Annotated in this window: 10 protein-coding genes; 4 read left to right on the top strand and 6 right to left on the bottom strand. The window is 73.7% G+C overall.

The genetic code is table 11. The features are described from left to right. Position 1 precedes the first annotated feature (1 nt). Entirely contained in the window at positions 2-817 is an 816-nt protein-coding gene (locus WMF33_RS14390; RefSeq protein WP_061629544.1) for a uracil phosphoribosyltransferase, read from the bottom strand. Positions 818-1,056: 239 nt separating this feature from the next. Here WMF33_RS14390 and WMF33_RS14385 point away from each other — a divergent pair, with 239 nt between their 5' ends. Then, entirely contained in the window at positions 1,057-1,548 is a 492-nt protein-coding gene (locus WMF33_RS14385; protein ID WP_437337668.1) for an SMI1/KNR4 family protein, read from the top strand. 54 nt (positions 1,549-1,602) lie between these two features. After that, positions 1,603-3,528, top strand: coding sequence for a protein kinase domain-containing protein (locus tag WMF33_RS14380; RefSeq protein WP_437337667.1), 1,926 nt, complete (start codon positions 1,603-1,605; stop codon positions 3,526-3,528). Between the two features lie 7 nt (positions 3,529-3,535). On the opposite strand, the gene WMF33_RS14375 is transcribed toward WMF33_RS14380, so the two are convergent. After that, the gene (locus WMF33_RS14375; RefSeq protein ID WP_437337666.1) at positions 3,536-4,528 is read right to left on the bottom strand and encodes a hypothetical protein; all 993 of its coding nucleotides are present in this window, start codon (positions 4,526-4,528) and stop codon (positions 3,536-3,538) included. A gap of 198 nt (positions 4,529-4,726) precedes the next feature. Here WMF33_RS14375 and hisD point away from each other — a divergent pair, with 198 nt between their 5' ends. Further along, on the top strand, positions 4,727-6,112 hold the full coding sequence (gene hisD / locus WMF33_RS14370; RefSeq protein WP_437337665.1) for a histidinol dehydrogenase: 1,386 nt from the start codon (positions 4,727-4,729) through the stop codon (positions 6,110-6,112). Positions 6,113-6,343: 231 nt separating this feature from the next. Here the strand turns inward: hisD and WMF33_RS14365 are convergent, their stop codons facing one another. Beyond that, complete coding sequence (locus WMF33_RS14365; protein ID WP_044985840.1) at positions 6,344-7,273, bottom strand: DUF4388 domain-containing protein; 930 nt, start codon at positions 7,271-7,273, stop codon at positions 6,344-6,346. A gap of 375 nt (positions 7,274-7,648) precedes the next feature. Here WMF33_RS14365 and WMF33_RS14360 point away from each other — a divergent pair, with 375 nt between their 5' ends. Further along, positions 7,649-8,713, top strand: a complete 1,065-nt coding sequence (locus WMF33_RS14360) for an L-erythro-3,5-diaminohexanoate dehydrogenase (protein WP_437337664.1) — start codon at positions 7,649-7,651, stop codon at positions 8,711-8,713. An 83-nt stretch (positions 8,714-8,796) separates the two neighbouring features. On the opposite strand, the gene WMF33_RS14355 is transcribed toward WMF33_RS14360, so the two are convergent. From WMF33_RS14355 to WMF33_RS14345, 3 genes are all read right to left on the bottom strand, one after another. Continuing rightward, positions 8,797-11,019 (bottom strand): ATP-binding protein, encoded by a 2,223-nt coding sequence (locus tag WMF33_RS14355; RefSeq protein WP_437337663.1) that lies wholly within the window; start codon positions 11,017-11,019, stop codon positions 8,797-8,799. Positions 11,020-11,134: 115 nt separating this feature from the next. Next, positions 11,135-11,512: a hypothetical protein gene (locus WMF33_RS14350; RefSeq protein WP_437337662.1), complete on the bottom strand. Its 378-nt coding sequence runs from the start codon at positions 11,510-11,512 to the stop codon at positions 11,135-11,137. A gap of 4 nt (positions 11,513-11,516) precedes the next feature. Continuing rightward, the gene (locus WMF33_RS14345) at positions 11,517-15,002 is read right to left on the bottom strand and encodes a sigma 54-interacting transcriptional regulator (protein ID WP_437337661.1); all 3,486 of its coding nucleotides are present in this window, start codon (positions 15,000-15,002) and stop codon (positions 11,517-11,519) included. Between the last annotated feature and the right edge of the window lie 255 nt (positions 15,003-15,257).

The following is a 15,257-nucleotide window of genomic DNA, read 5'->3' as shown; positions in this document are numbered from 1 at the left end:
CTCACACCCAGGCGTTGTTGAGGATCTCACCGACGCCGCCGGCGCCCGGGACGATGTACTGGATCGCGTTCAGGCCGCGCTCCTCGTCCCAGTGCGTGCCCGGCTCGGTCTTGAGGACGCGCGCCGGCGAGAGGCCGCGATCGAGCCGGAGCGCGTAGATGATCGCGTCCGGGTGGGCCTCGGTGACGCGGCGGATGTACTCGGGGGTCACGATGAGGTGCATGGCGATGCACTTGGCCGGCCGCCCCTCGAGCGCGGTCTTGTAGTACGTCATGGCGCTGACCATCGACGAGCCGGTGGCGCCCATCGGATCGGGGAAGAGCACGTGGCGCCCCCCGACGTCGCGCCCGATCTTGGCGTCGTGCCAGGTGGCGCCGACCACCTCGCCGTGCTCGTTCGTCTGCCGGCTCATGAACAGGTGATCCTGCCGCACCAGCGCCGGGTCGAGGACCTCGTTCATGAGCTCGTAGACGACCTGGGAGGGCATCGTCCCGGCGCGGGCGATGCCCACGGTGACGACCTTTGTGGCGCGGGAGAGCGCGGTGCCGCGATAGACGGCCTCCGGGTGGGACGAGATCATCCGGGTCGGGACGTCGACGCGGGTGCGCTCCAGCTCGGCGGCGAGCACGGCGCGCGCCAGGGTCTGGTAGAGGAAGCCGACGAGGCGCCCCACGTCGGGCTGACCGGTCTCCGGGGAGCAGGCGCGGGCCAGCAGAGTCCACGCGAGCGGATCGTCGAGGAGGTGCACGCCCGGACCGTATCGGTGCGCAATTTCGGGGGGCCGGAATCGGCTCTCAGCGTACGCAACGTCGACCATCGTTTTTCTGTTACACTACCTGGCCCGGCGCGGGGTATTCCTCCGGGTGCGCGCCGGTGCTCTCCCCGGGAGCGAAGCGGTTTCGAAGCGATGAGGGCGCCCGCCCAGCGGGCTGTCCGGTGGACTTGCAAAGGAAGGGATGTTCGGTGGATAGCGACCTTGCCGAGTCGGTTACGGCGCTCAAGGATGCCTTTGCCCGAAGAGGCATCCCCGCGAGGTTCGGAAAGGCGGCTCCAGCGGTGGTGGAAGAGCTGCGCAGGACGCTGCGGGTGCCCGCCAGGTACCGCGCTTTCCTGCAGGAAGCCGACCCGCTCGACGTCGAGACGGTGACGCCGGTCGAGCGCGTACGCCTCATCCCCTCCGAGAAGCTCGCGGCCGAGCAGCAGGCGAACGGCGGCGACAGCTCCCTCCCAGGCTGGCGCAAGAGCTGGATCCTCATCGCGCGCAGCGCTCTCCTGGGAGACCCTTACTTCCTCGACATCTCGAAGCTCGACGCCGAGGGCGACTGTCCCGTGTTCACCTGCATGACGGGGACCGACTCGCTCAAGCCGGAGCTCTGCGCGTCGAGCTTCCAGCAGTTCCTTCGCATCCTCGCGACCTCGATGGAGGTCGCGTCCGGCTTCGGCGAGAGCGGCCTCGACGACGAGGACGAGGCCATCTTCCGCGAGGCGCTGGCGCCGAAGATCAAGACGATCGACTCCGCGGCCCTCCGCGCGGGTCACTGGACGTGACGCAGCGCCCGCGGCGCGCCGCGCGCGGCCGCCGTGGGTCGAGCTGACCGTGCCATGGCCAGGTGCCCGGTTTGCAACGCAGAGGCCCCGGGCTCTGCGCGGTTCTGTGTGGCGTGCGGCGCGCCGATCGCCGCGAAGGACGCCGTCGCCGCCCCCTCGGCGCCTCCGCCCGGCCCGCGGGCGACCGTCCCCGGGAAGCCGCTGCTCGAGGCGCTGCTGCCCGAGGATCCGTCGCGCCGGGTCAGCGCGCCGGCCTTCGGGGCCGGCGGCGCGAACGGGCCCGCGGCGGCGCCGCACGTCGTCCCGGCGCCGCTGGCGGGCTCTCTCCCGCGGCGCGCGCCGGGGGGTCACCTGCCGGCGGGGACGCTCGTCGACCAGAAGTACGTGGTCGAGCGGGTGCTCGGCGAGGGCGGCATGGGGGTCGTCTACCTCGCCCGGGACGTCCACACCGGCCTGCACGTCGTCCTGAAGGCGGTGCGGCAGGAGCTCGGGCATCGGCCCGACGTGCGCGCGCGGACGCTCGCCGAGGGCCGCGCGCTCGCGCAGATCGATCATCCGAACGTCGTCCACCTGAAGGCGGTGGTCGCGGAGCGGGACGATCTCTGGCTCGTCATGCAGTACATCGACGGCGAGAGCCTGGAGCAGGCGCTCGCCAGGTACGCCGACGAGCGCCGGCCGATGCCGCTGCCCGAGGCGCTCTCGATCTTCCGGCAGATCGCCTCCGGCATCGCCGCCGCGCACCGCGAGGGGGTGATCCACCGCGATCTCAAGCCGGCCAACGTGCTCCTCCGCGGCAAGGACGGCGTCGCGAAGGTCACCGACTTCGGCATCGCGAAGGCCGAGGCGGACGCGCTCGCGGGGCGCGGGATGACCAAGGGGATCATCGGCTCGCTCTATTACATGTCGCCGGAGCAGGTCCTCGGGCGCCGCGATCTCGACAAGCGGGTGGACATCTACGCGCTCGGCGTCGTGCTCTACGAGATGCTGGTCGGGCGGGTGCCGTTCGACGCCGAGAGCGACATCGAGATCATGCGGCAGCACGCGGAGGCGCCGCTCCCCAGGGTCAGCGCCGCGCGCCACGACGTCCCTCCGGAGCTCGACGCGTTCCTCCAGAAGGCGTGCGCGAAGGATAGGGCGGATCGCTTCGCCAGCTGCGAGGAGATGCTCGCGGCGCTCGACGCGATCGCCCGCCCTCCGGCGCAAGCGACCTCGGCGCCGCTCGGCGCGTCGAGCCGCCCGCCGCCGCCCGCCGCCACGACGGTCGATGAGGTCCGCGACGCGGCGCGCTCGCCGGGCGGCGCGGCGCTGGCGAGCCGGCCGGCGCCGCGTCGTCCGGCGAGCGCGCGCGGCTCGTGGCTCGCGATCGGCGCGGGGGCGCTCGTGATGTTCGGCGGGGCTGCCGCGCTGCTCGCGCTGGGCGTGCTCGACAGGCCGCGCGACGTCCGCCGGAGGGGCGCCGCGGCGCAGTCGCGCCCGGCGGCCAGCGCGAGCAGCGCCGCAGCCCCGGACGCGAGCGTGGAGCCGACGCACACGTCGCCGCTCGCCGGCCTGACGGGCCTGTGGGTCGGCAACGGGCGCGAGCTCGAGGCCGTGCTGGCCGGCGAGGCGCTCGAGTTCCGGGTCCGCCGCCCGGAGCAGTTCGCCCCGCAGGACTACGAGGAGGGCGAGGCCCGCTTCTCGCTGCGCGAGATCCCCGGCGAGAGCGGCGTGTTCGCCGTGGAGGACCGGCTCCGCTTCATCGCGCCCGAGTCGCGCCAGTTCGACCCGACCCGCTCGCGCGGCACCTGCCAGGACGTCCGCAGCGACGTGGAGGGCCGCCCCCTGCGCGCGAGCTTCGACGGCGCGCGCCTGAGCGTCGAGTTCGCGAAGATCGAGCCGACCACGAGCAACTTCGTGATCGAGCGCAACAAGGTCGTGAGCTGCGTCGGCCTCAGCACCCTCCCCGCCACGCTCGTCGTGAGCACGCTGTCGAGGATGTGAGCCCCGCTCAGAGCCCGCCGACGGCGGGGACGGGCTGCGGCTTTCCGGCGTGGATGACCGCGCACCGGACGGTGGTCGACGACGTCGGCGCGCTCGACCGCCCGCCCCCGAGGACGAGCGTGTTGAAGACGTTGCGCGCCGCCGCGTCGACCTCCGCGGCGCCGCGCGGCGGAACCGGGTTCCCGCTCGCGTCGAACACCGTCACGGCCTGCACGACGCCGCGGGCGATCTCGCTGTCCGGGAAGGACATCATCACCGCGATGCGGACGTAGGCCGACGCGCCTTCGACGATCCCGAAGCTGTGCGGCTTCTTCGCGAACGATCCGCAGAAGCCGCTCGTGCCCATGCCGCCGTTCGGGCCGTAGTTCGCCGACGCCCACTGCCCCACGTTGACCGTGAGCCCGCTGTCGCCCGAGCCCTGCGCGTACTGGACGCACTGGGCGAGCGCGGGGTCCCAGATCGCGCCCGTCGGGCACTGCCCCACCTTGGCGCAGGCCTGGCCGGTCCAGACCTCGTCGCGCGCGCAGGTCTGCGAGAGCGGGACGCACGCGGCGGTCGGGCCGTCGACGATGAGCTGCTGGCCGGGCGGGCATCCGAGCTTCTGCCCGGCGCCGATGGCGACCCCGGCGTTGGTCGCCACCTGCTCGCGCGACACGCAGAGGCCCGTGCTCTGGTCGATCTCGTCGCCCGGCCGGCAGCGGTCGGGGGCGCACCCGCCGGCCTCGTAGTGGCGCCCCACGCCGCAGAAGGCGTTCGCCGCTTGCGGCGTGAGGCACTGGCCCGCGATCGAGAGGTAGCCCTTGAGGCAGCGGCAGCGGTTCTGCTTGGTGTCGAAGCCGGCCCCGTCGCTGCACGACGAGATCGAGCAGCGGCAGCTGCTGCCCTGGCAGATCTTGAGGAAGCAGGAGTTCTCCGGGCACCCGACGAGGACCAGAGGCGCGAGCGCGAGCAGCGCGATCGAGAGCGCGGCGGGGGCGAGGCCGAACGAGCCGGACCGCATGGGGCGACCCTACTCGATCCGCTCGGGCCGGCAAACTCGCGGAGCGACGCGCGCCCGGAGCGCGGCGCCGCGGACGCAGCGCGCGGCCGTGCAGGCACGGCCCGTCGTGCGCGGCCGACGTACCGGCGGCCGGGGTGGTGTGGTACGGGGTGTCGCCGTCCGCGCGGAGATCCCGCCGCGGCGGTCCACCATCAAGCCATGCTGCCCATCTACATCGAAGGTTCGCCTGAGTTCGAGTCCACCCTGTCTGCCCTGCGCACCCGCGGCACGGGCGATCTCGCGAACGTCACGCCGGCGGTGACCGAGATCATCGACAACGTGCGCCGCGGGGGTACGTCCGCCGTCCTCGGCTACATCGAGAAGTTCGAGCGGAGGACGTCGAAGGCGCTCGTCCGCCACGCGGGCCCCGAGGCGGAGGGCGGCTTCGGCGGGGCCGAGGCGCTCGCGCGGCTCCCGCAGGAGGTCCGCGCCTCGCTCGAGACCGCGGCCGCGAGGATCGCGCGCTACCACGAGCGGCAGCGCGACGCGGGCGACCTCGGGCCCGCCGAGGCGGCGGCGAGCGGGCCCCCGCTGCAGGCCGGCTTCAGCTACGAGGACGAGGGCGTCCTCCTCGGCATGCGCGTGCGCCCCCTGCGCCGGGTCGGCGTCTACGCGCCGGGCGGCAAGGCCCGCTACCCGTCGAGCGTGCTGATGTCCGCCATCCCCGCCCGCGTCGCCGGCGTGCGCGACATCGTCCTCGCGAGCCCGTCGGCCGACGACGTCACGCTCGCCGCGGCGCACCTCTCGGGCGTGACGACCCTGCTCGATTCTGGTGGAGCGCAGGCGATCGCGGCCATGGCCTACGGGCTCCCCGAGCTCGCGCCGGTCGACAAGATCGTGGGGCCCGGCAACGCCTACGTCGCCTGCGCGAAGAAGCTCGTCTTCGGCGACGTGTCGATCGACGGCATCACCGGGCCGAGCGAGATCCTGGTGCTCGCCGACGACGCCGCGGATCCGCGGCTCGTCGCGGCCGATCTGCTCTCGCAGGCCGAGCACGACGAGGCGTCCTACGCGCTCCTCGCGACGACCTCGGCCAAGCTGGCGGAGGCGGTCGCGCGCGAGCTCGACGCCGCGCTCCCCGAGCTCACGCGGCGCGCCATCGTGCAGGCGTCGCTCTCGACGCACGCCGCCGCGCTCGTCGTCGGCTCGCGCGCTCGCCTCGCCGAGGTCGCCGATCAGCTCGCGGTCGAGCACGTCGCGTTCCACGTCGCCGACGCCGAGGGGCTGTTCTCGGAGATCGGCACGCTCGGCGCCGCGCTCCTCGGCAGCCTCACCCCGGTGGCCGCGGGCGACTACCTCGCGGGGCCGTCGCACGTGCTCCCGACCGGGGGCTCGGCCCGCTTCGGGGCGCCGCTCGGCGTCTACGACTTCGTGACGCGCGCGAGCCTCATCCGGTACTCCGGCGCGGCGCTGCGGGCGCAGGGCCCGATCATCGAGAAGCTGGCGCTGGCGGAGGGCCTGCAGGCGCACGCCCGCGCCGTGTCGCTCCGCCTCTCGAGCCCGGCGGCCGATCCGGCAGCGAAGCGCGGCGCGTCGCAGTCCTGACGCCCCGCTCCGCCGCCCGCGCGCCGCGCCCTCGGGGGCGCGGCGCCGGGACGTGGCGCGGCGCGGCGCGGCGCGTATCGAGCGCGCCCCGGCCCGCGCCTGTCCGGGCGCCCGTCTCCCGTGGCAGCGGGTTGAGCGCGCTCGCCCGCCGTCAGCCCGGGTAGGGCGCGCGGACGCCGAGCGATCGAGCCGCATCACGCGGCCTCGCGGCGCCTCGCGCGTGGGCCCGGCTCACTCGACGCGGAGGTAGCCCGCGTTGATCATCTTCAGCACGGACTGCGCGGTCTCGAGATCCGTCGCGGGGCTCTTGTTGAGGACCATCGCGAGGTGCCCGTGGTTGTAGACGACCTGGAGGACGTCCAGATCGACGGGCGAGAGATCGCGGAGCGACGGCTTGAGCGGCTGGGGGATGACCAGGCGCGCCGACAGGTCCGGGAGCTGGTGGCGGATGTTGTTCAGCTCGTCGATCTGCCGGAGCCCCTCCATGAGGAGCTCCTGCACCGTCGCGCTGATCTCGCCGGTCATGACCCGCTCCTCCGCCGGCTCCAGGTCGAACGTCCCGCCGGCCCACGTGAGGATCCGGTAGACGCTCTTGAGCGGCGGGACGTCGGTCAGATCGTTGATCGTCGCAAAGGTCACGATGCCCTTGCGCAGGTAGATCTTGCCGACGTCGTCGTCGGAACGGACGACGAGGACTCCGCTCTTCTTCGATGTGCCGAAGAGCTGAAGCAGATCGGGGAGCGGGATCTCGTCGATCGACCCGGACATCGACCGGGTCTGACCGCTCCTGAGCGAGGGCTCGTCCATCCGGCGGCGCGCCGGGGGCGCGCTCGGATCGGTGGAGACGACCTTGAGGATGCTGGTGCCGATGAGCACCCGGTCACCCTCCTTCAGGGTCGTCTTCTTGATCTTCTCGCCGTTGACGAACGTGCCGTTCGTCGAGCCGAGATCCTCGATCACGATCTGCTGTTCGGTACAGGCAATCCGGGCGTGGCGCCGGGAGACCATGTCCTCGACGAGGACCATGTCGAGGTCGCTGGAGCGACCCACGACGATCTCCTGCTGCTCCCCGAGGGGGAATTCGCCGCCTTGGTACTTCCCGGAGATGAAGCGCAACGCCAGTTGCCGCGTTGCCGACACCTTGGGAGCGTGGTTATCCATCGCAGGGAGTAAAAACCTTCGAGCGCTACGCGAGCGCCAGCAGGGGGCAAAGTCTAGTTTCACCGAGCAAAGCTGGTCAAGAGATCCGGGCGGTTCTTTCAAATGAGTTGGCTCGTTCGTCCTGACGCAGCGCGCCGCGCCCCGCCCTCGCCCCTCGTTCCCGTCCCCGACCCCCTTCCTCTAGCCCTTCCCTGACGCCGCCCTCCGGTCGGCGCAAGTGCGTCCAATCCGCGGGAAAAATGCCGATCGGCGCCGGCCGGGCGGACGGCTCCGGGCCCCTCCGGGCGGCGCGCCGGGCCGCCTCAGCGGTGCAGACCGCCGCCGCTCCGGCTCATTGCCCTTGCTTTCGGGCGCGGCATGTTCAACGGCCTCGGCGTGAGCTCCGAAGCGACGCAACGCACCCTCGCCGCAGGCGATCCGCTGGGCACGCACCGCGTGCTCGATCCACCGGGGGCCCTGCCGCAGCCCGCAGCGCGGCTGGACGCTGACGCCTCGCGCAGCTTCGAGACCGAGATCGTCGTCGAGGTGCAGACGCTGAACATCGACGCCGCGAGCTTCCGCCAGATGGAGGAGGCCTCCTTCGGCAGCCCGGACGGCGTGGCGCGGCTCGTCCTCGAGACCGTCGCGCGCCGGGGCAAGCAGCACAACCCGGTCACCGGCTCGGGCGGCATGCTGCTCGGCGTCGTGCGCCGGGTCGGCTCGCTGGCGGAGCACCGCGGCGTCGCCGTCGGCGATCGCGTCGCGACGCTCGCCTCGCTGTCGCTGACGCCGCTGTCGCTCCGCCGGATCGTCGCCGTGCGCCCCGCGTCCGCGCAGGTCGACGTCGAGGGCACCGCGATCGTCTTCGCGTCGGCGCCGCTCGCGCGGATGCCGACCGACATGCCCGAGCGGCTCGCCCTCGCGCTGCTCGACGTCGCGGGCGCGGCGCCCCAGGTGGCGCGCCTCGCCGGCCCGGGCGACACCGTGGCGGTGCTCGGCGCGGGCGGGAAGTCGGGCCTCCTCTGCGCGGCCGAGGCGCGGCGGCGCGTCGGCCCCGGCGGGCGCGTGATCGGGATCGAGGCATCGGCCGAGTTCGCCGCCGACCTGCGCGCGCTCGGGCTCTGCGACCACGTCGCGGTCGCCGACGCGCGCGATCCCATCGCGGTGCGCGACGCCGTGCTCCCGCTCACGGGCGGCGCGGGCGCCGACCTCACGCTCTCGTGCGTGAACGTCCCCGGGGTGGAGCTCAGCGCGATCGTCGCCACGCGCGACCGCGGCAAGGCGTACTTCTTCGCGATGAGCACGAGCTTCACCGCCGCCGCCCTCGGGGCCGAGGGGATCGGCAAGGACGTGGACCTCTACATCGGCAACGGCTACGCGCACGGCCACGCCGACCACACGCTCGCGCTCGTGCGCGAGCGCCCCGCGCTCGCGGCGCTCATGACGTCGCGCTACGGCTGATCGCGCGGCGCGGCGCGGCGAGCGCGCGCGCCGAAGCGGCGCTCGTCGGGAGCGCCGCTGCGCCGCCGGCAGTCGCGGAGGCTTCAGCCAGGCCGATCCTGAGGCGCCGGCTCGGCCGCCGGGAGCGCCGCCGGCGACGGCGCGGACGGCGCCGCGCCCAGCTTGTCGACGGCGGCCGGGAGGATCACGGCGAAGGTGCTCCCCTTCCCTTCGTACGAGCGGACCTCGATGCGGCCGCCGGCGCTCTGCGCGATGCGCTGGCTGATCGACAGCCCGAGCCCCGTCCCCTTGTCCTTCGTGGTGAAGAACGGCAGGAAGATGTTCGCGAGCACCTTCTGCGAGATCCCCGGGCCGTTGTCGGTGACGTTGAGCTCGACGAACGGCTCGTCCGAGCCGGAGCCCGGCCGCGTGCCGCGGCCGAAGCGGACGCGCGTGGAGATCACCACCTTGCCCCGGCCTTTCATGGCCTGGACCGCGTTGCGGAACAGGTTCATCAGCACCTGCCGCAGCTGCTCGGGATCGATGGCGACCCGGGGTAAATCGGGGTCGAGCGTGACCTCGACCTCGAGCTGGTCGTTCCTGCGCTCGATCGAGAGCACCTGCAGCGTGCGGCGCACGATCGCGTTCACGTCGGTCGGGACCACCGAGCCCTGCGCCGGCCGCGCGAGATCGAGCACCGAGCCCACGACGCGGTCGAGCCGATCGACCTCCTCGAGGATGATCCCGATGAACTCGCGCGACGCCGGATCGAGCTGCGCCTCCGGCACGGGATCGGCGAGCAGCTGTGCCGCCCCCTTGATCGCGCCGAGCGGGTTCCGGATCTCGTGCGCGAGGCCGGCCGCCATCTGGCCGAGGAGCGCGAGCCGGTCTCGCTCCTTCATCTGCGCGTAGAGGCGCGAGTTCTCCAGGACGACGCCGATCTGCGCGGCGAGCGTCTCGAGCAGGGTGAGCTCCTCGGGCGAGAACGCGTCGCGCACGCGCGTGTCCGCCACGACGAGCAGCCCGATCGGCTCGCCTTGCTCGTCCCGCGCGCACAGCACCACGCCCGAGCAGAGGCTGCCGAGCACCTCGGCCGCCGCGAGCACCGCGTCCTCGGGGACCTGCGGCCGCACCTCCGTCCGCCGCGCGAAGTTGCCGTCGTCGCCCGCGTCGCTGCGGCTCCGGCGCGCCCGCCGCTCGCGCGCCTCGCGCTCGAGCTCCTCCATCGCGAGCGGCCCGCGATCGAGGCGATCGAGCAGCGCCCGCGCCGTCGCCACCTCGATCCGCTCGGGGACGCGCGGCCCGAGCGACGCGAGCCGATCGAAGCCGGTCCCGTCCTGATCGCGCAGGTAGAGCGCCGCTGCGGTGACCCGGCGCGACTGCTCGAGCGCGCTCATCACGATCGAGCCCATCTCCTCCACCTCGAGCGTGTGCACGAGGCGCCGCCGGGCGTCCGCGAGCGAGCGATCGAGATCGAACCGCTCCCGCAAGAAGAGGCGCTGGAGCTGCTCCTCGACGCGCTCCCGCAGCGGATCGAAGAGCACCAGGATCACGATCGCGGCGAGCACGGCGTTCAGGTACATCGTGTTGAAGCCGCCGATGAACGTGAGCAGGAGATAGAAGATCAGCGCGATGAGGAACGCGACCGCCGTGGCGACGAGCAGGCGCGCGAGCATCTCGTAGGCGTCGAGGAGGCGCTCGTGCCGCAGCGCCTGGGCGAGCACGAACAGGAACACGATCGAGAGCGCCGCGCCGACGGGCGGCGGCTCCGCGCCGAGGAACCAGGCGAAGTCGGCGACGCTGGCGAGCGCGGCGAGCGCGCCGATCACCACGAGGAACCGCACGCGCCGCTGCGTCGCGCGCGAGGAGCTCTGCTTGCCGCGCTGGCCGAGCGTGAACAGCCCCGCGGTGAGCAGCGCGAAGACGTAGAGGAAGATGCAGCCGCGCGTGAGCCAATCGAGCCACGAGCCCGGCTCCCGGCTCACCAGCACGAGGACGAACAGCGGGATGGCGAGCACCCCCGCGAACCGGAGCAGGCGCGAGCGGCGATCCCCGTCGTGGGGGATCATCGCCTCGAAGAGGTGCAGCGCGAACTGCGGGAGCAGCACGGCGAGGATGGCCGTGAAGCGCTCCCAGATGGAGGCCTGGAAGAAGCCGAAGAGCGACTGGGAGAGGTACCAGAGCCCGACGTCGGCGGCGAAGGCGGCGAAGAAGAGGTGCACGCGCCGGACGCGCCCCCGCAGCAGCGTCGAGGCCGCGATGGCGAGGGCCAGGGCCCCGCAGACCAGGGTCGTCCGTGTGCGGAGATCGATCCCGAGCGGCGCCACGCGCGAAGGCTACCGCAGCGAGCCGCGCGGCAACCCCAAAACGAGCCGGGGCGCTCGTGGACGAGCGCGCTAGGGCGCCGGGCGCGGCCGCACAGGGCCGGCGGTGGCCTGCAGCTCAGCGCGTCCCGTCGCCGTCGCTGCTGCCCTTAGGGTGCCACGGGAGCGGCTCCGGCATCTGCGTGTCCCGCGATCGCACGTACGTCCGCGTCCTCGATCCCTCGTCGCCGGCGGCCGGAGGCGAGGCCTCGCGCAGCCGGAGCCGCGGCAGCTCCGCGCGGTCGGCGGCGGGGGCGGCGACGTCGCGCTCGACGTCCTCGCCGCCTGTATCCGAGACGAGCGCCTCGTCGGAGCTCGTCGGCTCGAGCTCGCTCCACGCGTCGTCTGCCTGCTCGTCGCGCTCCCCGGGCGCGAACGCGCACCCCGTGAGCAGCGCAGGGACCGACAGCGCAAGCGCGAGGCCCCCGGACAGCCAACCCCTCCTGCAAGGTCGCATCACTTCAATCCTCCGACGTCCCGCCAAAGCCATACTGTTTCACAAGCTGCGAAAGACGTGGTCTCTTCATACCCAAGAGCACCGCGGCGCGCGTGATATTCCCGCGACTTTCGTCGAGCGCCCGGGCGATGCACTCGCGCTCGATCTCGCGCTTCATGTCGCTCAGGCTGACCCCTCCTCGGACATGCGCGTACGCGAGCTCCAGCGGCGTGCGGTCCACGGGCGCCGACGGGATCACGGGCGCCGACGGGGGGTGAGACTCAGGCTCCGCCCGCTCGGGCGCGGAGGAGCGAGGGCCGCTCGACGGCTCGACGGCAGGGATAGCAGGCAGCATGCCAGCCCTCGGTGTCATCGGAGCGCTCGCCGGTTCCAGGGCCTCGAGGTCCCGCAGCCCCTCGACGTTCGCCGTGAAGTCCTCGAGCTCGATCACCTCGCCGTCCGCGAAGATCGCCGCGGCGCGCAAGGCGTTCTCGAGCTCGCGCACGTTGCCCGGCCAGGCGTGCCGCGAGAGGGCCGAGATGGCCCTGCCGGAGAGGCGCTTCGGCGCCGTGCCGCGCTCGGCGGCGATCCTCTCCAGGATCGCGGCAGCGATCGCCGGCACGTCGCGCGGCCGCTGGCGGAGCGCCGGGACCTCCAGGACGACCTGCCGGAGGCGATAGTAGAGATCTTCCCGGAACTCGCCGCGCGCGACCATCGCGCGCAGATCGCGGTGGGTGGCGCAGAGGATCCGGACGTTGGCGCGCAGCGGGGTGACACCCCCGACCCGCTCGAAGGTCCTGTCCTGGAGGACGCGGAGCAGCGCGACCTGCGTGCGCGGCGAGATGTCGCCGATCTCGTCGAGGAAGAGCGTCCCCCCCTCGGCAAGCTCGAACCGCCCGCGACGGCGCGCCGCCGCCCCGGTGAACGCCCCCTTCTCGTGCCCGAACAGCTCCGAGAGCAGCAGCGTCTCGACCAGGGCGGCGCAGTTCACCTTGATCAGCGGCCCGCCCCGCCCGCTCGCCTCGTGGATCGCCTCGGCGACGAGCTCCTTCCCCGTGCCGCTCTCGCCGTGGATCAGCACGGTCGCGTCGCTCGCGCCGACCTTCTCGACCTGGTGGAGGAGGCTGAGCAGCGCCGGCGCCGTCCCCACCAGCCGCTTGATCGCGGGCACCACGGTGGACGGCCGGTGCGCGCGCGCCGCGATCCGGGCGCACCCGGCGCACGCGCTCGATCCGCACAGCTCGCAGCCCCTCGGCTCCGCCTCGGCGGCGACGCGCGCCGACGCCTCGAGCCGGCCGAGCGCCGCGAAGAGCCGGCGCGCGAGGAACCTGCGCGCGATGTCGGGAGGCAGCGACGCGGTGATGCGATCGCGGAGGTGGATCGCCGCCTCGAGGTGCGACCGCGTGGCCGCGGCGTCGTCGTCGGGCGCGCGCGGCGGCCGATCCCCGGACGCCGAGGCGTGGTGGAGCAGCACGTGCGCCTCCAGGGCGCGCTCGCGGCCGTGGTCCTTCCGCGAGAGCGCGAGCGCCTCGACGGCGAGCTGCCCGAACGGCTCGCCGGCGGCGCGCGCGCGGAGCGCCTCGAGGAGCGCGACCTCGGCGAGGTGCCGATCGGACCTCGCCTCGGCGCGCGCCGCCTTGATCATCTGCGCGGCGAGCAGGAGGTCGCCGTCGTCGAGCGCGATGCGCGCGGCCACGGCGTAGCACTCGCCGAGCTTCGGGCCGGCGCCGTACGTGAAGGCGGCGCGGAGCTCGTCCCCGGCCTCCTGGGTGCGGCCGCGCTCCAGGTGGATCTGCGCCGCGACGTAGGCCACGTGCGTGATCCACACGCCGGGGATGCCCGGGCCGGAGACCTTGCGCGCGAACGCGAGCGCCTGCTCGGCCTCCTCGAGGAGCCCGAGCTGGAGCCGGAGCTCCGCGAGGTTCGCGATGAGGTTCACGAGCGCGACCTTGTCGCCGATCTTGCGGAAGATGCCGATCGCGCGCTCGAAGAGGCGCAAGGCCTCCGGGTACTCGTGCTTCAGGTGGGCGATGACCGCGAGGTTCGTGAGCGCGTAGCCGGTCGCCGCGCGCTCGCCGCGCCGCTCGCCGTCGTCGAGCACCGCCGAGAGCATCGCGCGCGCCTCGTCGAGCCGGCCGCTGGAGAGCTGCGCGATGGCGCGGTTCAGCCGGGCGCGCAGCTCGCTCACGTGCTCGCCGGCGCGCGCCGCCTCCCACGCGTCGGCCGCGAAGTGCCGCTCCGCCTCGGACCAGGCCTGCTGCGTGAGGAGCAGCTTGCCGAGGATGTTGCGCGCCTGGAGGCGCGTCGCGATCTCGCCCGCGCCGGCGAGCCCCTCCTCCGCGTGCGCCTTGGCCGCCGCGAGGTCGCCCGTCTTGCAGCAGAGCTCCGCCACCTCCACGGCGCCGCGCGCCCGCTCCGCGGGCGTGGCCGCGGCGGCCGCCGCGCGCGAGAGCACCATCGCGGCGGTCGTCAGGTCGCCGCGCGCGCTCGTCGCGCGGCCGTGCACGAGCAGCGCCGCGAACGACTCCCCCTCCCCCAGGGCCGCCGAGGAGAAGTCGAGCGCGAACTCGACGTCGCCGAGCCGGAGCGCGAGCTCCGCGGCCCGGAGCAGCCGCTCGCCGGGCGGCGAGCCGGAGAGCGCGCGCATCGATCGCGCCCAGCGCTGCCAGAAATCGGCGCGCGCCGACGGCTCGCCGACCGAGCAGATGGCGAGCGTCGCCGCGGCCTCGGCGCGGTCGGCCCGGCCCAGCGAGGCGAGGAGCTCGCTCGCGCGCGAGAGGCTCCACGGGTCGGACGGCTGCTCCTCGAGCGCCTCCGCGACCGCGAGCACGTCCTCGGGATCGGCGCCGGCCGGATCGGCGGCCGCGCGCCGCGCCGTCACCCACCCGCGCTCGTCGGCCTCGATCAGCCCGAGGCCCGCGAGCTCGTCGCCGGCGAGGGGGCACGCGGCGGCCCCGGGCCCCGGCTCCGCGCGCCGGGGCGCGAGCCGGACGAGCTGCGCGGACGGCCAGGGCCGCTGGCTCAGCGCGAGCCGATCGAGCAGCCGCCTGGCCTCGAGGCTCGGCTGCTGCGGCAGGGGGCGCGGCTCGGCCGGCGCGGCCAGCACCGCGGAGCACCAGCCCTCGAGCGCGTCCAGCCGGTCGAGCTTCGCGACGACCCGGCGCTCCGCCTCCGCCGCGAACGCCTCCCAGAACCGGTGCAGGTCGTCGGGCGACGCGACGCCGTCGATCGCGATCGCGCTCGTCCACGGCCGCCTCGCCGCGTCGCTGCACACGATGACCAGCGCGGAGCTCGATCCTTCCGCGATGAGGCGGGAGACCTCCTCCAGCACGAGGCTCCCCCAGCTCGTGGGCTCCCCCTCGGAGACGAGGAGGATCGCGCCCTCCGCGGCGGCGCTGATGCCCTGCGCGACCGCGACCGGATCCGCGGAGGCGACGCCGCAGCGCAGCGCGAGATCGCGCCAGGGATCCCGACCCGCGGCGTGCGCGGCCGAGATCAGCGAGCGCCCCACGCCTCGAGCGCGACGCGCGAGGTGGGAGCAAACCGCATCCAGGATCGGCCGCTGTCCATGGACGTGGAGCACCCCACGCGACGCGGCTTCACGGACGCGCTCATCGAGCGCCCGGAAACCCCCGGCATCGCTCGTGGTGGCAGAAGGAACGCAGGCTGCGGCGACAGATCCCAAGGCAATGGAAGCGTACCTCTCGGCTGGAGCACGCATCAACGGATCCTGCCGTCGAGCATCAATAAGTAATTGCCGCACCAA

It is taken from the genome of Sorangium sp. So ce394, from assembly GCF_051474665.1.
GTDB classification, from domain to species: Bacteria; Myxococcota_A; Polyangia; order Polyangiales; family Polyangiaceae; genus Sorangium; species Sorangium cellulosum_D.
Note: the sequence above shows the minus strand (reverse complement) of the source record. Positions and strands in the feature narration are given on the sequence as shown.